This window comes from Pseudomonas alvandae (genome assembly GCF_019141525.1).
In the GTDB taxonomy this organism is placed as follows: Bacteria; Pseudomonadota; Gammaproteobacteria; order Pseudomonadales; family Pseudomonadaceae; genus Aquipseudomonas; species Aquipseudomonas alvandae.
The window spans coordinates 4,369,284-4,389,570 of sequence record NZ_CP077080.1; the positions used below are offsets into that span (position 1 = coordinate 4,369,284).

21 protein-coding genes are annotated in these 20,287 nt (G+C 61.3%); 5 read left to right on the forward strand and 16 right to left on the reverse strand.

The window, feature by feature from the left end:
• Positions 1–7: 7 nt before the first annotated feature.
• The 8 genes from KSS97_RS19320 to KSS97_RS19355 form a co-directional block, all read right to left on the reverse strand.
• On the reverse strand, positions 8–1,036 hold the full coding sequence (locus KSS97_RS19320) for a nucleoside hydrolase (RefSeq protein WP_030142127.1): 1,029 nt from the start codon (positions 1,034–1,036) through the stop codon (positions 8–10).
• A 29-nt stretch (positions 1,037–1,065) separates the two neighbouring features.
• Positions 1,066–1,470 carry a D-ribose pyranase gene (gene rbsD / locus KSS97_RS19325; protein ID WP_030142126.1) on the reverse strand — a complete coding sequence of 135 codons (405 nt, stop codon included), beginning with the start codon at positions 1,468–1,470 and terminating at the stop codon, positions 1,066–1,068.
• Positions 1,467–2,381: a ribokinase gene (gene rbsK, locus KSS97_RS19330; RefSeq protein WP_198796015.1), complete on the reverse strand. Its 915-nt coding sequence runs from the start codon at positions 2,379–2,381 to the stop codon at positions 1,467–1,469. Before rbsK ends, rbsD begins: the two co-directional genes overlap by 4 nt.
• A gap of 24 nt (positions 2,382–2,405) precedes the next feature.
• Positions 2,406–3,425, reverse strand: a complete 1,020-nt coding sequence (locus KSS97_RS19335) for a LacI family DNA-binding transcriptional regulator (RefSeq protein WP_030142124.1) — start codon at positions 3,423–3,425, stop codon at positions 2,406–2,408.
• A gap of 3 nt (positions 3,426–3,428) precedes the next feature.
• Positions 3,429–4,406 (reverse strand): ABC transporter permease, encoded by a 978-nt coding sequence (locus tag KSS97_RS19340; protein ID WP_030142123.1) that lies wholly within the window; start codon positions 4,404–4,406, stop codon positions 3,429–3,431.
• On the reverse strand, positions 4,403–5,956 hold the full coding sequence (locus KSS97_RS19345) for a sugar ABC transporter ATP-binding protein (RefSeq protein WP_217859929.1): 1,554 nt from the start codon (positions 5,954–5,956) through the stop codon (positions 4,403–4,405). The genes KSS97_RS19340 and KSS97_RS19345 overlap by 4 nt, the downstream gene beginning before the upstream one ends.
• A gap of 55 nt (positions 5,957–6,011) precedes the next feature.
• Positions 6,012–6,971 (reverse strand): sugar ABC transporter substrate-binding protein, encoded by a 960-nt coding sequence (locus tag KSS97_RS19350; RefSeq protein WP_030142121.1) that lies wholly within the window; start codon positions 6,969–6,971, stop codon positions 6,012–6,014.
• A gap of 133 nt (positions 6,972–7,104) precedes the next feature.
• Positions 7,105–7,551, reverse strand: coding sequence for a hypothetical protein (locus tag KSS97_RS19355; RefSeq protein ID WP_198796072.1), 447 nt, complete (start codon positions 7,549–7,551; stop codon positions 7,105–7,107).
• Between the two features lie 179 nt (positions 7,552–7,730).
• Here KSS97_RS19355 and KSS97_RS19360 point away from each other — a divergent pair, with 179 nt between their 5' ends.
• Positions 7,731–8,030 (forward strand): DUF1654 domain-containing protein, encoded by a 300-nt coding sequence (locus tag KSS97_RS19360; RefSeq protein ID WP_198796012.1) that lies wholly within the window; start codon positions 7,731–7,733, stop codon positions 8,028–8,030.
• Positions 8,031–8,035: 5 nt separating this feature from the next.
• A complete protein-coding gene (locus KSS97_RS19365) occupies positions 8,036–8,725 on the forward strand; it encodes an endonuclease (RefSeq protein WP_030142118.1) in 690 nt (229 codons plus the stop codon).
• A gap of 61 nt (positions 8,726–8,786) precedes the next feature.
• Here KSS97_RS19365 and KSS97_RS19370 read toward each other — a convergent pair whose 3' ends face one another.
• Positions 8,787–9,152 carry a hypothetical protein gene (locus tag KSS97_RS19370; RefSeq protein WP_030142117.1) on the reverse strand — a complete coding sequence of 122 codons (366 nt, stop codon included), beginning with the start codon at positions 9,150–9,152 and terminating at the stop codon, positions 8,787–8,789.
• A 247-nt stretch (positions 9,153–9,399) separates the two neighbouring features.
• Between KSS97_RS19370 and csrA the strand changes: the two genes are divergently transcribed.
• Positions 9,400–9,594, forward strand: coding sequence for a carbon storage regulator CsrA (gene csrA, locus KSS97_RS19375; protein ID WP_003179932.1), 195 nt, complete (start codon positions 9,400–9,402; stop codon positions 9,592–9,594).
• 192 nt (positions 9,595–9,786) lie between these two features.
• On the opposite strand, the gene KSS97_RS19380 is transcribed toward csrA, so the two are convergent.
• The 3 genes from KSS97_RS19380 to KSS97_RS19390 form a co-directional block, all read right to left on the reverse strand.
• Positions 9,787–10,242 carry a DUF2214 family protein gene (locus KSS97_RS19380; RefSeq protein WP_217859930.1) on the reverse strand — a complete coding sequence of 152 codons (456 nt, stop codon included), beginning with the start codon at positions 10,240–10,242 and terminating at the stop codon, positions 9,787–9,789.
• Positions 10,243–10,443: 201 nt separating this feature from the next.
• Positions 10,444–11,826 carry a cysteine--tRNA ligase gene (gene cysS / locus KSS97_RS19385; protein WP_217859931.1) on the reverse strand — a complete coding sequence of 461 codons (1,383 nt, stop codon included), beginning with the start codon at positions 11,824–11,826 and terminating at the stop codon, positions 10,444–10,446.
• 21 nt (positions 11,827–11,847) lie between these two features.
• Positions 11,848–13,545, reverse strand: a complete 1,698-nt coding sequence (locus tag KSS97_RS19390) for a glutamine--tRNA ligase/YqeY domain fusion protein (RefSeq protein WP_030142114.1) — start codon at positions 13,543–13,545, stop codon at positions 11,848–11,850.
• A gap of 249 nt (positions 13,546–13,794) precedes the next feature.
• Between KSS97_RS19390 and KSS97_RS19395 the strand changes: the two genes are divergently transcribed.
• Together KSS97_RS19395 and KSS97_RS19400 are read left to right on the forward strand one after the other, a co-directional pair.
• Positions 13,795–14,301, forward strand: a complete 507-nt coding sequence (locus KSS97_RS19395) for a peptidylprolyl isomerase (protein WP_198796007.1) — start codon at positions 13,795–13,797, stop codon at positions 14,299–14,301.
• Positions 14,298–15,065, forward strand: a complete 768-nt coding sequence (locus KSS97_RS19400; RefSeq protein WP_198796006.1) for a UDP-2,3-diacylglucosamine diphosphatase — start codon at positions 14,298–14,300, stop codon at positions 15,063–15,065. The genes KSS97_RS19395 and KSS97_RS19400 overlap by 4 nt, the downstream gene beginning before the upstream one ends.
• A gap of 112 nt (positions 15,066–15,177) precedes the next feature.
• On the opposite strand, the gene KSS97_RS19405 is transcribed toward KSS97_RS19400, so the two are convergent.
• From KSS97_RS19405 to KSS97_RS19420, 4 genes are all read right to left on the reverse strand, one after another.
• Positions 15,178–16,707, reverse strand: a complete 1,530-nt coding sequence (locus KSS97_RS19405) for a DHA2 family efflux MFS transporter permease subunit (protein WP_217859932.1) — start codon at positions 16,705–16,707, stop codon at positions 15,178–15,180.
• A 214-nt stretch (positions 16,708–16,921) separates the two neighbouring features.
• Positions 16,922–18,118 (reverse strand): HlyD family secretion protein, encoded by a 1,197-nt coding sequence (locus KSS97_RS19410; RefSeq protein WP_217859933.1) that lies wholly within the window; start codon positions 18,116–18,118, stop codon positions 16,922–16,924.
• Between the two features lie 15 nt (positions 18,119–18,133).
• On the reverse strand, positions 18,134–19,603 hold the full coding sequence (locus KSS97_RS19415; protein ID WP_217859934.1) for an efflux transporter outer membrane subunit: 1,470 nt from the start codon (positions 19,601–19,603) through the stop codon (positions 18,134–18,136).
• On the reverse strand, positions 19,600–20,073 hold the full coding sequence (locus KSS97_RS19420; protein WP_030142108.1) for a MarR family winged helix-turn-helix transcriptional regulator: 474 nt from the start codon (positions 20,071–20,073) through the stop codon (positions 19,600–19,602). Before KSS97_RS19420 ends, KSS97_RS19415 begins: the two co-directional genes overlap by 4 nt.
• Between the last annotated feature and the right edge of the window lie 214 nt (positions 20,074–20,287).

The following is a 20,287-nucleotide window of genomic DNA, read 5'->3' on the forward strand; positions in this document are numbered from 1 at the left end:
AGGCAGGTTACTTCAGGCGCGCCAGTCGCTCGGTCAGCAAGTCAAAGAAGCCCTGGGCATCGCCGTTTTCCACCCAGAACGCGTTCTTCGGTGCTTTCAGGCCGTCGTACCAGTCGACGATGGTCTGCCCGAACGTCGGGCCCTCGCGACTGTCCACGACGACATTGACCGAACGACCGCTAAACAGTTGCGGCTTGAGCAGATAGGCAATCACCGTCGCGTCGTGTACCGGCCCACCCGTCATGCCGTAGTGCTCCATGTCGCCCTTGACGTATTCGTTGAGGATATCGCCGACCAACTTGCTGGCGTTGTTGTTGAGTGCCGCAATCTGCTTCAGGCGTGCCTCGCTGGTGAGGATCTTGTGGGTCACGTCCAACGGCAGATAGGTCAGCTTCACGCCACTTTTGGCAACCACTTCGGCCGCCTGGGGATCGGCGTACAGATTGAACTCGGCCACCGGCGTGATATTGCCGCCGTTGAAATGCGCGCCGCCCATGATGACCACTTCCTTGATGCCCTGGACGATGTCCGGTTCCTGGATCAGCGCAAGCGCGAGGTTGGTTTGCGGCCCAAGCATGGCGATGGTGATGCTGTGCGGCTTGGCGGCCTTGAGGGTGTCGATCAGGTAGTTGACTGCATTGCCCTGGGCCAAGCCTTTCTTCGGCTCATGCACGGTTACACCCGACAGGCCTTCCTTGCCATGGATGTTTTCCGCGTAGATCGGCGTACGCATCATCGGCTTTGGCGCACCGGCATAGACCGGGACCTCTTCGCGCCCTGCCCACTCCCGGGCCAGGCGCGCATTGCGAGAAGTCTTGTCCAGGCGCACGTTGCCTGCGACGGTGGTCAATGCGCGGATATGCAGTTCTTCGGGCGACGCCAGGGCGAACAACAGCGCAACCACATCATCGGCGCCCGGGTCGGTGTCGATGATCAGGTCGATTTTTTCTGCCGCCTGGGCGCTTGCGGTGGTGATCAGGGACAAAAGCAGCAGACTCCGCAGCAGTTGATGGACTTTCTGAGCATAGCGGTGCATGGCGCACTCCTTGTGCAGGTGGGTAAGACTCAGAACGTGACGCCCGCGACCAGCACCACGTTGCAATAGGGAGAGCACTCTCCCGTGCGGATAATCGCCCTCGCCTCGCGGCTGAGCAGCTTGAACTGTTCGTGACTGACCAGCTCCCGCGAGCCCAACGCGCCTTCGGCATGCAACGCCTCCAACGTGGCCAGGGCCGACGGTTGCTTATCAAGGATTTCCTCGGCCAGTACGTGGCTCTCGACCTGCATTTCGCTGAGCACCACCTTCAAAGTACTGACGAAATCAGGAATACCATGGGTCAGCGCCAGGTCGATCAGCTCGACGTGTGGCGGGACCGGCAGGCCGGCGTCGCCAATGACCACTTTGTCGCCATGGCCGAGGGACGCAATCAACCGTGACATGGCCACGTTCAGCAACGGAGTCTTTTTCATGATTTGAACGCCTGTACTTCCAGCAAAGTGGGGATGGAGGGCTGAGCGCCCGCGCGGGTGACCGACAGCGCAGCGGCGACCTGACCAAAACGAATCGCCTCGGCTTCGTCCTTGCCGCTCGCCAGCGCGGCTGCGAAGCCACCGACAAACGTATCGCCGGCCGCCGTGGTGTCCACGGCCTTGACCCGTGGCGCGGGGAAGTGCTCGAAGCTCGAGCCATTGGCGAACACCAGCCCTTGGGCGCCCAGCGTCACAATCACTTTGCCGGCACCGCTGGCGATCAACTGCGTCGCGGCAGCTTCGGCGGTTTCCAGGGAGTCCACCGCCAGACCACTCAGGACCATCGCTTCGCTTTCATTGGGGATCAGGTAGTCGACGTAGGCGTACCATTCGGACGGCAGCGCACGGGAGGCCGGCGCCGGGTTGAGGATGACGGTCTTGCCGAGTTCGCGTCCGCGCTTGAGCGCATGCCCCACAGTGGCATCCGGCACTTCGAGCTGGCAGATGATGACATCGGCGCTTTGCAGCACGGCGTCGAAACGCTCGAGAACCGTTGGCGTCAGCTCGCCATTGGCCCCGGCGACGATGACGATCGCATTCTGGCTGTTGTCATCGACCACGATCAGCGCCACACCGCTGGAGCCGTCCACGACGCTGACCGCCTGGCAATCGATGCCCTCGGCCAACAGCGCACCGCGCAGTTGCTGGCCGTAGGCGTCACTGCCGACGCAGCCGACCATGGACACCTGCGCGCCCAGGCGCGCGGCGGCCACCGCCTGGTTGGCGCCCTTGCCACCTGGAATGGTAGAGAACGACTCTCCGATCAGGGTTTCACCACCGCGAGGCAGACGCGGTGCACGGGTCACCAGGTCCATGTTCAGGCTGCCTATTACCACTACGTTTGCTGGCATTGCTTCATTACTCATCTATTCGGTTCAGCGGTACTGGGCGAATGTGCCGGACAGCGGTGCAGTCGATTCTCGCAGGACAATGCTCGGCGTCACGATCCGCTGGTCAGTGACAAGCCCCGGCGTAGCGATGCGTCGCAGCAAAACTTCTGCAGCCATTTCGCCAAGCTGCAGGATCGACTGCCCCACCGTGGTCAGCGCCGGGTAGACATAACGGCTCATCTGGATGTCATCGAAGCCGATGATCGACAGCTCGCTGGGCACGCGCACATTGCGTTCGGCGGCGGCGCGCAGCGCACCGATACCGATCATGTCGTTGGCGGCGAAAATCGCGCTGGGCGGTTGCTGCTCAAGCAGTTGTGCCGCGGCCCGATAGCCGCCGGTACTGGTGAAATCACTTTCAAGCATGCGCTCCACAGGCAGCTCGATCCCCGCCTCTTTCAGCGCACGGCAATAGCCCGCCAGGCGCATTTGCGCCACGCTGGTGTCCGCCGGCCCACCAATAAAAGCGATGTCACGATGGCCCAGCTCCAGCAGGTGCCGAGTCGCGAGGTACGCGCCGTACTCGTGGTCGATGCGCACCAGGTCCGCGTCCACGCCGTCAAGCCCACGGTCAACGATCACCATGGGCGTGCGCACGTTGGCCAGCCCTTCGGCCAAGCCGACATCGCCCCCGGCCGAGGCCACGATCAGCCCGTCGATGCGTTTTTCCAGCAACACCCGCAGATAACTGCGCTGCTTGTCCGGGTTGTCATCGGAGTTGCAGAGGATCACGCAATAACCATTGCGCTCGCAGTAATCCTCGATCCCCCGAGCCAGTTCGGCGAAGTACGGGTTGAGACTATTGGGCACCAGCAGGCCGATGGTTGCCGTGGTCTTGGCCTTGAGCGAGCGCGCCACCGCGCTGGGCACGTAGTCCAACCGCTCGATTGCCGCCTCGACCTTGCGTCGCACCTCGTCACTGACCGGCCGCGTCTTGTTCACGACGTGGGACACGGTCGTGTAGGAAATGCCTGCAAGCGCCGCCACATCCTTGATCGTCGCCATGGTTCAAGCCCGCCGGCTGGCGCGCTGGCTGCGGTACGTGTCGAGCACCACCGCCACCACGATCACCGCGCCGGTAATGATGCGCTTGGTCGGTTCGGTGGCGCCGATCTGGGCCAGGCCCGCCGCCAGCACCGAAATGATCAGCACGCCGAAGAAGGTACTGATCACCGAGCCACGCCCGCCCATCAGGCTGGTGCCGCCGATCACCACGGCCGCAATGACCTGCAACTCAAGCCCCGAACCCGCGTTCGGATCCGCCGCTTCCAGGCGCGAAATCTGGAACAGCGCCGCAACGCCAGCCAGCAACCCCATCAGGCTGAACACCAGGATCTTGTAGGGTTTTGGGTTGATCCCCGCCAGGCGCACGGCTTCCTCGTTGGTGCCGATGCCGATCAGGTAGCGGCCGAACACGGTGCGGGTCAGCACCGCCTGGGCGATGAAGATCACCAGCAAGGCAATGATGAACGAAGGTGAAATGCCGAAGGCGATCGGGTTGGACAGCCAGGCGAACGAATCGCCGATGTAGGCGGTCCGCGAACCGGTCATCTGGTACGCCAGGCCCCGGGCCATTTCCAGCACGCCCAGCGAGACGATGAACGATGGGATACGCCAGGCCACGGTAATCGAGCCGGTTACAGTCCCCGCCAACGCGGCCACGGCCATGCCAAGCAAGGCCGACGGCCAGACGCTCCAGCCCCAGCCGAGCACCGCGACGCTGACTGTCGAGGCGGCGAGCGCCAACACCGATCCCACCGATAGGTCGATGCCACCGATGATCAGGATAAAGGTCATGCCGACGGCCAATACCATCAGGTCCGGAATCTGGTTGGCCAGGGTGCTGAAGGTGTCATAGGACAGGAAGTGGCTGCTCAGGACCGAGAACAGCGCGACCATGGCCAGCAACGCGCCAGCCAGGCCCAGGTAGGTGCCGAGGCCATAGAAATTGCCAGTGGATTTGCCAGCGGCAGGTGCGGTTTTCATGAGAGATCCCTAGGCGCTGCTTCGTTGAGCAGCGCATCACGTTTCTGGTAGCCGGCGAACGCGGCGGCAAGCAAGTCATCCTGGGTCCAGCTGTCGCGCTCGAAGGTATCGATCAGGCGCCCGGCGGACAACACGCCGATGCGATCACAAATCAGCATCAGTTCCCGCAGGTCACTGGAGACCACGACCAACGCCTTGCCCTGGCGAGTCAACTCACCGAGCAATGCATAGATGTCGAATTTGGCGCCGACGTCGATGCCACGGGTCGGCTCGTCGAACAGCAGCACCGAGCAATCGCGCTCGAGCCAGCGGCCGATCACGACTTTCTGCTGGTTGCCGCCGGACAGTTCGGACACCAATTGCGTCGGGCTCGAGCTGCGGATGCGCATCGCGTCGATCTGCCGCTGCGCCAACGCCACCTCGGCGCTGCCATTGACCAGGCCGGCGCTGGAAATCTCCGGCATGTTCCCCAGGGCGATATTCGCCGCGATGGATTGCGTCAGCAGCAGGCCTTCGCCCTTGCGATCCTCAGTGATCAAGGCGATGCCATGGGCCACCGCATCGGCCGGCGACCGGATGCTGACGACACTGGCCGGCGAGCCCAGCGCCACGGTGCCGCTGTCGGCCGCATCGGCGCCGAAGATCAGCCGCAACAACTCGGTGCGCCCTGCCCCGATCAGGCCGGAGATGCCAAAGATTTCACCACTGCGCACTTCAAAGGATACGTCGCGGACCTTGTCGGACCGGCTCAGCCCCTTGACGGTCAGTGCAGGAGCACCGATTTGCCGGGGGCCCAGGTCGATGTGCTCGCCCAACTCACGGCCGACCATCAGCGTCACCAATTGTTCGCTGTTGTAGTTCGCCATCGGCTCGACGCAGACCAGGTTGCCGTCGCGTAGCACCGCAATGCGCTGGGCGACCCGCGCCAACTCTTCGAGGCGATGGGAGATGTAGATGATCGACACGCCGCGCGCCTGCAAGCGTGTGATCTGCTCAAAAAGCATTTCGACTTCGCGGGCCGTCAGCATCGCGGTCGGCTCATCGAGAATCAGCACATGGCAATCGCCGATCAGGTTGCGGGCGATCTCGACCATCTGCTGGTGGCCGATGCCCAGCTCACCGACCAGCGTGTCGGGATCAATTGCGTCGAGCCCCACCTGGGCCATGGCCTCGACCGCCGCCTTGCGCAGTTGCTTGCGGCTGATCCAGCCACCGTGGCTAGGCAGGTTGTCGAGGAACAGGTTCTCGGCCACGGACAGCGTCGGCAGCAGGTTGAGTTCCTGCATGACCATGCGTACACCCAGCGATTCCGCCTGGGCCCGGCTGCCGGGGCGGTAATCCTGACCCTGGAATTGCATCTGCCCGGTCGTTGGCGTGACCAGGCCACCGATAATCTTGGACAAGGTACTTTTGCCGGCACCATTTTCGCCGGTCAGCGCCAGCACTTCACCGCGCATCAACGTCAGGTTGATATCGCTCAGTACCGGCTGGGCATAGGTCTTGCCGATACCGCTGACGCACAGGACAGCGTTCGGGTCGCGAACGGACATAACAAACTCTCCAATGCGCTCGCCCGGACGGGCGAGCGCCGTTGTGTCGCCAGGGTTACGGCTTGGTCACCAGCTCGACCGGAGTTTCGATAACGCCGTTGGCGCCGCTGTCGACTTTTTCACCCTTGAGGATCTTCAGCGCGGTCTCGATACCGAACACAGCCTGCTTGGCAGCGAACTGATCAGCAGTCGCCAGGACACGACCGTCCTTGAGCATCGGCTTGATCGCGTTGATGTTGTCGTAGCCGACCACTTGCACCTTGCCCGCCTTGCCAGCAGCGCGCACGGCCGAGACCGCGCCTACCGCCATGCTGTCGTTACCAGCCAGCAACGCCTTGATGTTCGGGTATTCGCTGAGCATCGACGAGGCAACCTGGTTGCCCTTGTTGATTTCCCAATCGCCCGATTGCAGTGAAACGACCTTGACCTGCGCCGCCTCCATCGCATCCTTGAAGCCCGCGGTGCGTGCCTGGGCATTGGTGGTGGTCGACACGCCTTCGATAATGCCGACCTCGTCACCGGCCTTGAGCTGCTTGGCCAGGTATTCCCCCACCAGGCGAGCGCCCTTGCGGTTGTCCGGACCTACGAACGGCACGTTGATGTTCTTGCTCTTGACCACTGCCGGGTCGAGCTGGTTGTCGATGTTGATCACGGTGATACCGGCGTCGACGGCTTTCTTGATCACCGGCACCATGGCCTTGGAATCGGCCGGCGCGATAATCAGCGCATCGACTTTGGACACGATCATCTGTTCGACGATGCGAATCTGATTGGCGGTGTCGGTTTCATCCTTGATCCCGTTGGAGATCAGGTCGAAATCGGCGGAGTGTTCCTTTTGATACGCCTTGGCGCCATCTTCCATGGTCAGGAAGAATTCATTGGCGAGGGACTTCATGACGAGCGCGACCTTGGGTTTTTCCGTGGTCTGGGCGAGCGCCGAGGAGAAAGGCAGCGCTGCGGATGCGGCCGCGAGCATGGCGACGGCGAGAAGGCGTCCAGCGAATGGCAGCTTCATGGGTTCACTCCGATTTTATGATTATTGTGAGCAAAATCGTCGCACGGCAATCGCGCAAACGTTTGCGTGGAATGAACTATGGTAAAGCATCGGCGTTTTGTCAACGTCCCGTTTTCATCCGGAACGTCATCGATCAAGCCGTGGTGTTGACCAGCGAACCCGAGCTGGAATCTTTCGCCAGCTCCTTGATCAAGCTACCCGTAACCTGCTGCAGCGCGCCGGTGGTGTCGGCGATCTGACCCTGGATCGACAGGATAGCAGTCGTCTTGGCATCAGGCGTCGGATAAGGACGCGCCTGTGCCGCGGCAAGCTGCTGTTGTTGCTCGCGCAGTTGCTGTTGAAGCTCCTGCATGCGCTTGAGCAATATTTTTGTGGCAATGCTTTGGTCGCTGTCGCTTTTTTCGGTCTTGCTCTCGGCTTCGGTCGCCAGATTCGCACGGACCTTGCCAGGCGCTTGCGTTTCGCCAAGGGCCTCGTCGGCTGCGTCGGCGCTCGCCTCGCTCAGGGCATTCAGCGTGGCCGCGGATTTTCCGCCAATGGTGATGGCGGCGGCATTTGGAAAGCCGATTGAAATGGACATGTCTCGCTCCGTGAAAGAATTTCCTACAAGCAAGATCGTCCGCCAGGGAATTTTCTTTAGGCCTCTGGCGGAATCTGCTGAAGACAAAGGACCTTTCTCAATAAAAAAATCCTTCTTCCTACATCAAAACGCAAAAAGTGCTGTCAGACGATTTTCTTGATTTTTAAGCAGTTGCGTAAATGCCTACAAATAAATACTGTATGCACGTACAGCTTAATAAGGATAATCCTGTGGCCACGCCCTCCGCTGCAACTACTCCCTTAGATTCCTATTCACGACTCGGTCTTCGGGTCTCGAAAATCATCAATTCCCCCTCCGCACAAAAAGCCAAGGCCGCACTGATCTTCCGCCTTCCTGATGAGCCGGTGGATGAATGGGAACGGCTGCTGGAGGAAATAGACGAGAACGACAACGTCACCCTCGCTTATCGCGACGATGGCGGCGTGCAGGTTTTCTGGGTTGTGCCGAAGGAAGATTGAGCCTGATGATTGTTCGCTGTTTAGCTTTATCGCTCGTCTTTGTTGCCATGGGCGCGCAAGCCGCTGCTCCCCGCACCTTCAACGAAGCCAAGAAAGTCGCCTGGAAACTCTACGCCCCGCAATCCACCGAGTTCTACTGCGGCTGCAAATACACCGGCAATCGGGTGAACCTGGCGGCCTGCGGTTACGTGCCACGCAAGAACGCCAGTCGCGCCGCACGCATCGAGTGGGAACATATTGTCCCGGCGTGGCAGATCGGCCATCAGCGTCAATGCTGGCAACAGGGCGGGCGCAAGAACTGCACGCGCTACGACCCGGTGTACCAACGGGCCGAGGCTGACCTTCACAACCTGGTGCCCAGCATTGGCGAGGTCAATGGCGATCGCAGCAACTTCAGTTTCGGCTGGTTGCCGGTGCAGAAGGGCCAATACGGTTCATGCCTGACCCAAGTGGACTTCAAGGCCAAGAAAGTCATGCCCCGCCCTTCCATCCGGGGAATGATCGCCAGGACGTATTTCTATATGAGCAAACAGTACGGCCTGCGCCTTTCGAAACAGGACCGGAGCCTGTACGAAGCCTGGGACAAGACCTATCCCGTGCAGGCCTGGGAGCGCCAGCGCAACCAGAGCGTTGCGTGCGTGATGGGGCGCGGAAACGAATTCGTCGGCCCGGTGGACCTGAAGGCCTGCGGCTGAACACTTGGAAAACAAAAGGCCCCGGACGTGCGCGTCCGGGGCCTTTTGTTTGTCCGTCTGTTTATCGTGCCGGCGGATAATCCACAACCTGAGTCTCGATGTTGCGCTTCTTGGCGCGCACCAGGGCAGCGGTGATTTGCTCCTGCTTGGCTTGAGCCTCGGCTTCGGAGCTCAACGGCCCGACCAGAACCCGATCCTTGCCATCCTCCCGGACCACAGTGGACATGAAGCTGTGCTCGATCAGCCATCCGGTGAGATCGCTGACGGCCTGGGGCGTCTCGCCGCGAACCTCGACCGCCCATTGCGGCGCCGCAGCGGCCGCCGGCGTGGAGCTCGCCACTGCTTTCGGCTTGGGTGCCTCGACGTCGCGCCCTTCCCCACATCCAGCCAGCGCCAATACCGCGATAACCCAAGCCAATTTACGCACAACGATTCCCTCGCAAGACATGAAGCGGGGATTTTAGCATCCACTCTCGCCAACAACGCCCTAAACAGTGCGCAAAACACGAGAATCCTGCCCGGCGTCTCTGTATAGTCGCACCCTGGGAATTAATGCTGCGTCTGCACGTCAGAAAGAGGCACCCACATTGTGACACTTAGCACTAATCTATAAGCAGTACCGACATCTGCACTGTCTGAATCAGGTGCCCTATAAAGCTATCAAGGAGAACACCATGCTGATACTCACCCGCAAAGTCGGTGAAAGCATAAATATTGGTGACGACATCACGATCACCATTCTGGGCGTAAGCGGCCAACAAGTCAGGATCGGCATCAACGCCCCGAAAAACGTTGCGGTGCATCGTGAAGAGATTTATCAGCGTATCCAGGCCGGCCTTACCGCCCCGGACAAGCCTCAAACGCCCTGAGCCTTGTCGCAGTCCGCAGCCAGCCCGCTTGCATCACCGCAAGGCTGGCTAAAGATGCATATCGACCGCGCCTCGCCCTGCCCCATCCGCCTTGACCTCGTCCAGCCGTGAAACCGATATTAATGGCTTGCCTCGTAGCATGGCTGTCAGACGTTTCGTTTTAATGGCGGGGAAGCAGGCGTTCGTGGCCGGTCAACCCAAGCTCACGCCGCGAGCCATCCCCGTGGCGGCGATCACCATCAGGATCAACAGCAACGCTTCCAAATGGCTGATCCGTGCATAGCGCCCCGCCCTCGATGGATCGATCGCGCCCCCTTTGCCGAGGGCTATCCGCCATTTGATCAGGGCGATCATCGGCGCGATTTCAAGCAACAGAATCGCCACGAACAGCGTCATCTTCAGGTGAAACAGCGGCTGATGCAGGTAATAGTCAGCGCCTTTTTCGTACCCGGCAAAAGCGCGCATCCCACCCGTTACCAGCAACACCAGCGCTGACAGTCCCCATACGTTGTCCGCAACCAGGACATTGCGAACCACGTCAGCGCCGCTTGCGAGGCGGCGCAACGCCGTGCCACGGGTCAGCACCGCCCAGAACCCGAGGGCGAACGCCAGGAGATGGATGGCCGCGAGAGACCAGTGAGCGAGCATGGGAGGACTCCTGTCAGAGGATGTCGAATTGACCTGACAGTACTAGCTCATAATTAATTGATTGCTAGGGTTGGAATGCAAAAAACTGTGGGAGCGAGCTTGCTCGCGATGGGGATATATCAGCAGACAAACATGTTGCCTGACACTCCGCCATCGCGAGCAAGCTCGCTCCCACAGTGGGTATTGCGCGCCTAAGAGATCTTAGTCCGCCAATCGCCAGGTCGTCCCGCCCTTCCCGTCTTCCAGCACCACGCCCATGGCGGTGAGCTGGTCGCGGATGCGGTCGGATTCGGCCCAGTCCTTGTTGGCTCGCGCAGCCAGGCGCGCCTGGATCAACGCCTCTACCTCGGCCGCGTCCACGCGACCTTCGGCGCCGGCTTGCAGGAAGTCATCGGCTTCGAGCTGCAACACACCCAGCACACTGGCCAGTTCCTTCAAGCGTGCCGCCAGGCCCGCCGCCGCATCAACATCGCTCTCGCGCAGGCGGTTGATCTCACGCACCATCTCGAACAGCACCGCGCACGCTTCCGGCGTGCCGAAGTCGTCGTTCATCACTTCGGTGAAGCGCGCCACGAATGCTTCGCCACCGGCAGGCGGCACGCTCGGCAGGCCCTTCAACGCATGGTAGAAACGCTCCAGGGCGCCCTTGGCGTCCTTGAGGTTGTCTTCCGAGTAGTTGATGGCGCTGCGGTAGTGGCTCGATACCAACAGGTAACGCACGACCTCCGGGTGATACTTGTCGAGCACGTCGCGGATGGTGAAGAAGTTGTTCAAGGACTTGGACATCTTCTCGCCGTTAATCCGGATCATGCCGCAATGCATCCACGCGTTGGCGTAGGTCTTGCCGGTGGCTGCTTCACTCTGGGCGATTTCGTTTTCGTGGTGCGGGAATTCCAGGTCGCTGCCGCCGCCATGAATGTCGAAGGTCTCGCCCAGGCAGCAGGTCGACATCACCGAGCACTCGATATGCCAGCCCGGACGCCCGGCGCCCCATGGCGAATCCCAACTCGGCTCACCCGGCTTGGCGCCCTTCCACAGCACGAAGTCCAGCGGGTCTTCCTTCGACTCGTCGACTTCGATACGCGCACCGATGCGCAAGTCTTCGATCTTCTTGCGCGACAGCTTGCCGTAGCCCATGAACTTGGCGACGCGGTAGTACACGTCGCCATTGCCCGGTGCATAGGCGTAGCCCTTGTCGATCAAGGTCTGGATCATCGCCAACATGCCCGGGATGTGGTCCGTGGCGCGCGGTTCCAGGTCCGGCTTCTGGATGTTGAGGCGCGCCTCGTCCTCGTGCATGGCCTTGATCATGCGCTCGGTCAACGCATCGTAAGGCTCGCCGTTTTCACGGGCACGGTTGATGATCTTGTCTTCGATGTCGGTGATGTTGCGCACGTAGGTCAGGTCATAACCGCTGAACCGCAGCCAGCGGGTCACCAGGTCGAAGGCGACCATGCTGCGGCCATGACCGATGTGGCAGTAGTCGTACACGGTCATGCCGCAGACGTACATGCGCACCTTGTTGCCATCCAGCGGCTTGAAGACTTCTTTGCTCTTGGTGAGCGTGTTGTAGATCGTAAGCACAGGGTTTCCCTTAAGACTTGATCACTGACCCCAGGAATCGCGCAAGGTCACGGTACGGTTGAACACCGGAGCACCGGGTTTCGAGTCCTTGATATCCGCGCAGAAGTAACCTTCGCGCTCGAACTGGAAACGGTCTTCCGGCTGTGCGTTGCCCAGCGATGGCTCGGCACGACAACCAGTGAGTACTTGCAAGGAGTCAGGGTTGATGTTGTCCAGGAAACTGGCGCTGTCTTCGGCCTTCTCCGGGTTCGGCGAACGGAACAGGCGATCGTACAGGCGCACTTCGCACTCGACGCTGGCGGCGGCCGGCACCCAGTGGATCACGCCCTTGACCTTGCGACCTTCCGGGTTCTTGCCCAGGGTGTCGGGGTCATAGGAGCAGCGCAGCTCGACAATGTTGCCGTCGGCGTCCTTGATGGCTTCGTCGGCGCGGATCACGTAGCTGCCGCGCAGGCGCACTTCGCCGGCAGGCTCCAGGCGCTTGTAGCCTTTTGGCGGCTCTTCCATGAAATCTTCACGGTCAATGTAGATTTCCCGGGCGAACGGCAGGACGCGCACGCCCATGTCTTCCTTCGGGTGGCACGGCAGCTCGAGGTTCTCGACCTGGCCTTCCGGGTAATTGGTGATGACCACTTTCAGTGGGCGCAACACGCACATGGCGCGCGGAGCGCTGTGGTCGAGGTCGTCGCGGATGCTGAACTCCAGCATGCCGAAGTCCACCACGCCGTCGGAGCGGTTGGTGCCGATCATCTCGCAGAAATTGCGGATCGACTTCGGCGTGTAGCCACGACGGCGGAAGCCCGACAGCGTCGACATGCGCGGGTCGTCCCAGCCGCTGACGTGCTTCTCGTCCACCAGTTGCTTGAGCTTGCGCTTGCTGGTGATGGTGTAGTTCAGGTTCAGGCGGCTGAATTCGTACTGGCGCGGGTTGGCCGGCACCGGCAGGTGTTCCAGGAACCATTCGTACAGCGGACGGTGGCTTTCGAATTCCAGGGTGCAGATCGAATGCGTGATGCCTTCGATGGCGTCCGACTGGCCGTGGGTGAAGTCATAGTTCGGGTAGATGCACCACTTGTCGCCCGTCTGGTGGTGATGGGCATGACGGATGCGGTACATGATCGGGTCGCGCAAGTTCATGTTCGGCGAGGCCATGTCGATCTTGGCGCGCAGCACACGGGCACCGTCCGGGAACTCACCGGCGCGCATGCGGGCGAACAGGTCCAGGTTCTCTTCCACGCTGCGATCGCGGAACGGGCTGTTCCGGCCCGGTTCGGTCAGGCTGCCACGGTATTCCTTGGCCTGCTCCGGCGTCAGGTCGCACACGTAGGCGTTGCCGGACTTGATCAGCTCGACCGCCCAATCATGCAACTGGTCGAAATACTGCGAGGCGTAGCGCACTTCGCCGGCCCATTCGAAACCCAGCCACTTGACGTCGCTCTTGATCGCGTCGATGTATTCCTGGTCTTCCTTGGCCGGGTTGGTGTCATCGAAACGCAAGTGCGTGACGCCACCGAACTCCTCGGCCAGGCCGAAGTTCACGCAGATGGATTTGGCGTGACCGATATGCAGGTAGCCGTTGGGCTCCGGCGGGAAGCGGGTGACGATCTGCGTGTGCTTACCCGAATCCAGGTCCGCCTGGACAATCGGGCGCAGGAAATTGACCGGCACGGCCGGGCCGGTCTTGGAATTCGAGGTAGGGTCGACAGTGGGCTTGCTCATAGGATCCTTGAACGTACAAGTGCGCGGCCGGGTGCGGCCTGATAAATCAAAGCCCGTATCATAGCCGATGCTGTCAAGCACCTGACAGGCCGAGCCGGCAAACGATTGAATTTAATCGATGAGCCGATGAAAAACAGCCTCGAAATTCGTGCCCGGCACGCTAAACTGCCCAACCTGGCGATTGCGACCAGACCGGTTGCGGGCGTCCGCGCCCCCGAAACCCACGAATTCCTTGAAAGAGTAGTGATCATGACCCAAGTCAAACTGACCACCAACCATGGCGACATCGTCCTGGAATTGAACGCCGAAAAGGCTCCGATCACCGTTAAGAACTTCCTTGAGTACGTCGAGGCCGGCCATTACGAAAATACCGTTTTCCACCGTGTCATCGGCAACTTCATGATCCAGGGCGGCGGTTTCGAGCCGGGCATGAAAGAAAAGAAAGACAAGCGCCCAAGCATCCAGAACGAAGCCGACAACGGTCTTTCCAACGACAAGTACACCGTCGCCATGGCTCGCACCATGGAGCCGCATTCCGCCTCCGCGCAGTTCTTCATCAACGTTGCCGACAACAGCTTCCTCAACCACAGCGGCAAGAACGTCCAGGGCTGGGGCTACGCAGTATTCGGTAAAGTCACCGCTGGCACAGACGTGGTCGACAAGATCAAAGGCGTGTCCACCACCTCCAAGGCCGGCCACCAGGACGTGCCCGCAGAAGACGTGATCATCGAGAAAGCCGAGATCATCGAAGCGTGATATTGCTGATTTCAGATTTGCATCTGGAAGAGGAGCGCCCGGACATCACCCGGGCGTTTCTGGATTTACTCGCCACACGCGCCCGCTCGGCGCAAGCGTTGTACATCCTGGGCGACTTTTTCGAAGCCTGGATCGGCGACGATGCCATGACGCCGTTCCAGCGTTCCATCTGCCAGGCCCTGCGCGAATTGAGCGACAGCGGCACGGCCATTTTCCTCATGCACGGCAATCGCGACTTCATGCTCGGGCAGGCTTTCTGCAAAGCCGCTGGCTGCACCTTGCTCAAGGATCCGAGTGTCGTGCAGTTCAACGGTGAACCGGTATTGCTGATGCACGGCGACAGCCTCTGCACACGGGATATCGGCTACATGAAGATGCGCCGCTGGCTGCGCAACCCGGTCACGTTGTTCATCCTGCGCCACCTGCCACTGGGCAGTCGCCAGAAACTGGCCCGCAAGCTGCGCAGCGAAAGCCGCACCCAGACGCGGATGAAAGCCAACGACATCGTCGACGTCACGCCCGAAGAGATCCCGCGGATCATGCAGCAATACGGCGTGAAGACCTTGGTCCACGGCCACACCCACCGTCCCGCCATCCACAAGCTGCAACTGGGCGAACACGCAGCGAGACGCATCGTGCTGGGGGATTGGGACAAGCAAGGCTGGGCGTTGCAGGTGGATGAACAGGGGTTTGCGCTGGCGCCGTTCGGGTTTGCCCCGCCGCCACAACTGCCGGCACCCGATACGATCCCTGACTACATATAGATCCCTTGTGGGAGCGAGCTTGCTCGCGATAGCGGTGGATCAGTCAACGGTGATGTTGAACGTGAATCCGCCATCGCGAGCAAGCTCGCTCCCACAGGAGTTCATGGTTGCTTCAATGACCGCTGGCAGCAGGCCCCGCCTTCGCCGCAAACGGCGGCTTCGCCAGCCACACCAGCAAAATCAACCCCATGAACGCCCAGCCCAGCAGCGTGAAGTAATCCACGGTGGAGAGCATGTACGCCTGGCTGGTGAGGATCTGGTCGAGCTGGGCATAGACCGGCGTGCTCGCGCCGCCGAGTTGGTGGATCGTCTCGCGGGTGGCCGGCTCGAAGGTGCTGATGCTTTCGCTCAGGTACGCATGGTGCTGGTCGGCGCGACGGATCCAGATCCAGGTGGTCAGCGACGCGGCGAAGCTGCCGCCCAGGGTTCGCAGGAACGTCGCCAGCCCCGCGCCATCGGCGATCTGGTGCGGCGGCAGGTCCGACATCAGGATGCTCAGGGTCGGCATGAAGAACAGCGCCACGCCGATGCCCATGAACAACTGCACCAGGGCGATGTGCTGGAAATCCACCTGGTTGGTGAACCCGGCGCGCATGAAGCAGCTCAGGCCGATCGCCAGGAACGCCAGCCCGGCCAACAGGCGCAGGTCGAACTTGTGGGCGTACTTGCCGACGAAGGGCGACATCAACACCGGCAGGATGCCGATGGGCGCCACCGCCAGGCCGGCCCAGGTGGCCGTGTAGCCCATCTGGGTCTGCAACCATTGCGGCAGGATCAGGTTGATCCCGAAGAACCCGGCGTAACCGCCCACCAGCACAATGGTGCCGATGCGAAAGTTGCGATAGGCAAACAGCCGCAGGTTGACCACCGGATGTCCGTCGGTCATTTCCCAGATCACGAATACCGCCAAGGCAACGACTGAAATCAGCGCGCCAATCATGATGAAGTTCGATTCGAACCAATCCAGGTCATTGCCCTTGTCGAGGATCACCTGCAACGCACCGACCCCGATGATCAGCGTGATCAAGCCGACATAGTCCATCGGCTGGCGACTGGTGACCACGGGCCGCGCCTTGAGCTGCTGGCGCACGACCATCACCGCGAAAATGCCGATGGGCACGTTGATGAAAAAAATCCACGGCCAGCTATAGCTGTCGGTGATCCAGCCGCCGAGGATCGGCCCGGCAATCGGCGCCACCACCGTGACCATCGCCAGCAACGCCAGGGCCATGCCGCGCCTGGCCGGCGGGTACACGGCAATCAACAGGGTCTGGGTCATCGGATACAACGGCCCGGCGACCAGCCCCTGGAGTACACGGAAGCCGATCAGCTCTGGCATGGAGGTGGATATCCCGCACAGGAACGAGGCCAGGACGAACAGCATCGTCGCCCACAAAAACAGCTTCACCTCGCCAAAGCGACGGCTCAGCCATCCGGTCAGCGGCAGCGCGATGGCGTTGCTCACGGCGAACGAGGTGATCACCCAAGTACCCTGCTCCGAGCTGACGCCCAGGTTGCCGGAAATAGTCGGCAAGGCGACGTTGGCGATGGTGGTGTCGAGCACCTGCATGAACGTCGCCAGCGACAAGCCAATGGTGCTGAGCAACAGGCTGGGCGGCGTGAAGGACGCGTTATTGCTCATTGCGAGAATCCTATGAAACGGAGGTGGTGAACTACTGGCGCCCCGATGAAATGGAATTACGCCCTGTGGCGAGGGGATTTATCCCCGCTGGGCTGCGTAGCAGCCCCTGTTTGATTAGATGAGTGAGTCCCTGATACACCGGGTCGCAGTTTTAGGGCCGCTGCGCAGCCCAGCGGGGATAAATCCCCTCGCCACAGAGGCCGGCATCGCTGCCTCAGCGCTGCGCGGTATTGCTCGTCGCCGCGCTGTTCTCATGAATCAAACGGCTGATCATCGCGTCGGCATCGGCCAGCTGACGGTCATAGACCTGGGTGCTGAACGAGGCTTTTTGCGGTGGCTGCTGGGCCAGTACCGGGCCGCTCTGGTCATGCAGGTTGACGTTGACCTGAGTCGACAGGCCGACCCGCAGCGGATGCTTGGTCAGCTCCTCGGCATTGATATGAATGCGCACTGGCACCCGCTGGACGATCTTGATCCAGTTACCGGTGGCGTTCTGCGCGGGCAGCAAGGCAAATGCGCTGCCGGTGCCGGCGCCCAGGCTGTCGACCGTACCGCTGTATTTCACGTCGCTGCCATACAGGTCAGTCTCGATGTCCACCGGCTGGCCGATGCGCATGTCGCGCAGTTGGGTTTCCTTGAAGTTGGCGTCGATCCACAACTGATCCAGCGGGATCACCGCCATCAACGCCGTGCCCGGCTGCACTCGCTGCCCCAGCTGTACGGTGCGCTTGGCAACATAACCGGTCACCGGCGCGATCAAGGTACTGCGCGCGTTGGACAGATAGGCCTGGCGCAGTTGCGCAGCCGCCGCTTGCACGTCGGGGTGGGACGACACCACCGTGTCATCCACCAACGCGCTGGTGGTCTTGAGCTGTTGCCGGGCGTTGGCCAAGGCGTTCTGCGCCGAGGTCAGGTCGTCCCGTGCGTGGGACAGTTCTTCCTGGGAAATCGCTCCGCCGGCCGCCAGGTTCTTGCGTCGGCTGTAGTTTTCCTGGGCCTTCTGCACTTCGGCCTCTTGCGCATGCACCTGCGCCTTCATGCCATCGACATTGCTGTACAAGCCGCGCACCTGGCGCACGGTACGGGCCAGGTTGGCCTGGGCACTTTGCAGCGCGACTTCGGCATCGTTCGGGTCGAATTGCACCAGCACCTGGCCTTCGCGCACCAGGTCACCGTCATCGGCGCCAATGCTCACCACCGTGCCGGTGACTTGCGGGGTGATTTCCACCACATTGCCGTTGACGTAGGCGTCGTCGGTGCTTTCGTTCCAGCGACCATACAGTTCGTGCCAGGCCCAGACACCCACGCCGGCGAGAATGACGAGCAGGGCCAGGGCCAGCAACATCACCTTGCGCTTGCGCGGATTGCTGCCGTCCTGTGGGGTTTGTTGAGTTGTTTCGGCAGTTGCCATGACAAATACCTCGAATCAGTGAGTTGGCGCGGTGGCGGCCGGTGTGGCCGAAGCTACGGTCCGGGTCTCGAAACCACCGCCCAGGGCCTGCATCAGTTGGATCGACAGGTCGATCTGCTCGGCATTGAGGGTCGCCAGTTGGCGTTGGGCCTGGAGCAGTTGCTGCTCGATGCTCAGCACGTCCAGGTAATTGCCGATGCCGGAGCCATAGCGCTGGACCACGGTGTCGTAAGAGCTTTGCGCGATATCCACGGCATGTTGCTGGGCGCCGATCTGCCGACCGATGTCACGCAACTGGTTGATGGTGTCGCTGACATCGCCAAGGGCCGCGACCAGGCTCTTGTTGTATTGCGCCACCGCCAGGTCGTAGTCGGCGTCCCGGGCATCGAGATCGGCCCGCAGGCGTCCGCCGTCGAAAATCGGCAGCGACACCGTCGGTGCCACATTGAAGAAACGGCTGGCCGAGCCGAACATCGCGTCACCCAACAGCGATTGCACTCCCGCCGCCGCGCTCAAGTTGAGGTTGGGGTAGAAATTGGTCTTGCCGGCTTCGATGTTCTTGCTCGCCGCCTCGACCCGCCACCGCGCCGCGACCAGGTCCGGACGACGGCCCAGCAATTCGGCCGGCAGATTCGACGGTAACGCCACGGCGCTGGCCTGCAGCACGTTGGGCCGGGCGATTTCGTTGCCACGGTCCGGCCCTTTGCCCAGCAGCACCGCCAAGGCGATCTTGGCGCTTTGCAAACGTTTCTCCGCGTCGATCAACGTTGCATCGGCGCTCGCTTCCAGGCTTTCGGTCTGCTGGAACTGATACTGGCTGTCGATCCCGGCGCCGAGGCGACGCTTGCCCAGGTCCAGCATCTGCCGCGTGCGCTTGAGGTCTTCGTTGGCCAAGTCATGAATGATATGGGCCTGGCCCAGGTCGCTGTAGGCCCGGGCCACATCGGCAGCCAGGGTCAGTTGCGCGGCCTGGCGGTCGATCTCGGCGGCGCGGGCCTGACCGAGGGCGGCTTCCCAGGCGGCGCGCTGGCCGCCCCAGAGGTCGAAGTTGTAATTGAAATCCACGCTCAGCGAACGCAACGTGCTGTAGGCCCCACCCTGCCCTTGCGGATCCTGGTCGCGAGCCAGGCGCGAACGGCTGACGCTGCCGCTGGCATCCAGGGTTGGCAGGCGTGCGGCGTTGGCGGCATAGGCGGCGGCACTGGCCTGGTGAACCCGGGCGCTGGCGATCTGCATGTCCGGGCTGTCGTGCAGCGCTTCGCGGATCAGGCCATCGAGTTGTGGGTCGCCGAGGCTTTTCCACCAGTCGCTTTTCGGCCACGAGGCCGGCGACAGCTTGACGCCAGTCAGGGACTGTCCCGCCTGGAGGCTCTTGGCTTCGAGGCTGACCCCTTCGGTCTTCAGGCCGCTGTAGCTGGCACAACCGGCGAGGCTCATGGCCAGCAGCACCAGGCCCAAGCGGGTACGCAAGGTTTGACGCTTCATTTTTCCCCCAATCGCAAGACGGTGATGGGGTCACCGGCGGCGAGCAGTATTTTCTTGAGGATGTCTTCGAGGGTTTGCAGCTCCTCGCGGCTGATGGCACTGGCCAGTTGATTCATCGCATCGGCACCGATGAACGGCAGGCGATCGGCAAGGGCCTGGCCGGCTTCGGTCAGCACCAATTGCACTTGGCGCCGGTCCTCTGCCGAGCGTTGGCGAACCAGGAAGCCCTTCTGCTCCAGGCGATCGAGCATCCGTGTCATCGAGCCGCTGTCCAGGGACAGGTAGCGGCACAGTTCGACCGGCGTGTCGATGCCGTGCTGGGCCATGATGATCAGCACCTTGAACTGCGCGGCGGTGATGCCGACGGGCTCCATGTGGGTGTCGATGATCCGATCCTTGAGCAGCGCGGCACGGCCGAGCAGCATGCCGAGATGGCAATTGTGGAAATCGCCTGGGGTGAAATGCTTCATCTGGATACCGTTGTCGGAAGACGTTTTGCTGCCTAGGCAGTGAATGTATGTCGAGATATTACTGCTTAGGCAGCAAATGTCAAACAAATAGTTAGTTAGCTACGTATGAACACACAAGATGCTGGAAGAAAATCGGTGACCCAATGTGGGAGCGAGCTTGCTCGCGATAGCGGTGTATCAGTCAACGAAGATGCTGAATCTGATGGCGCTATCG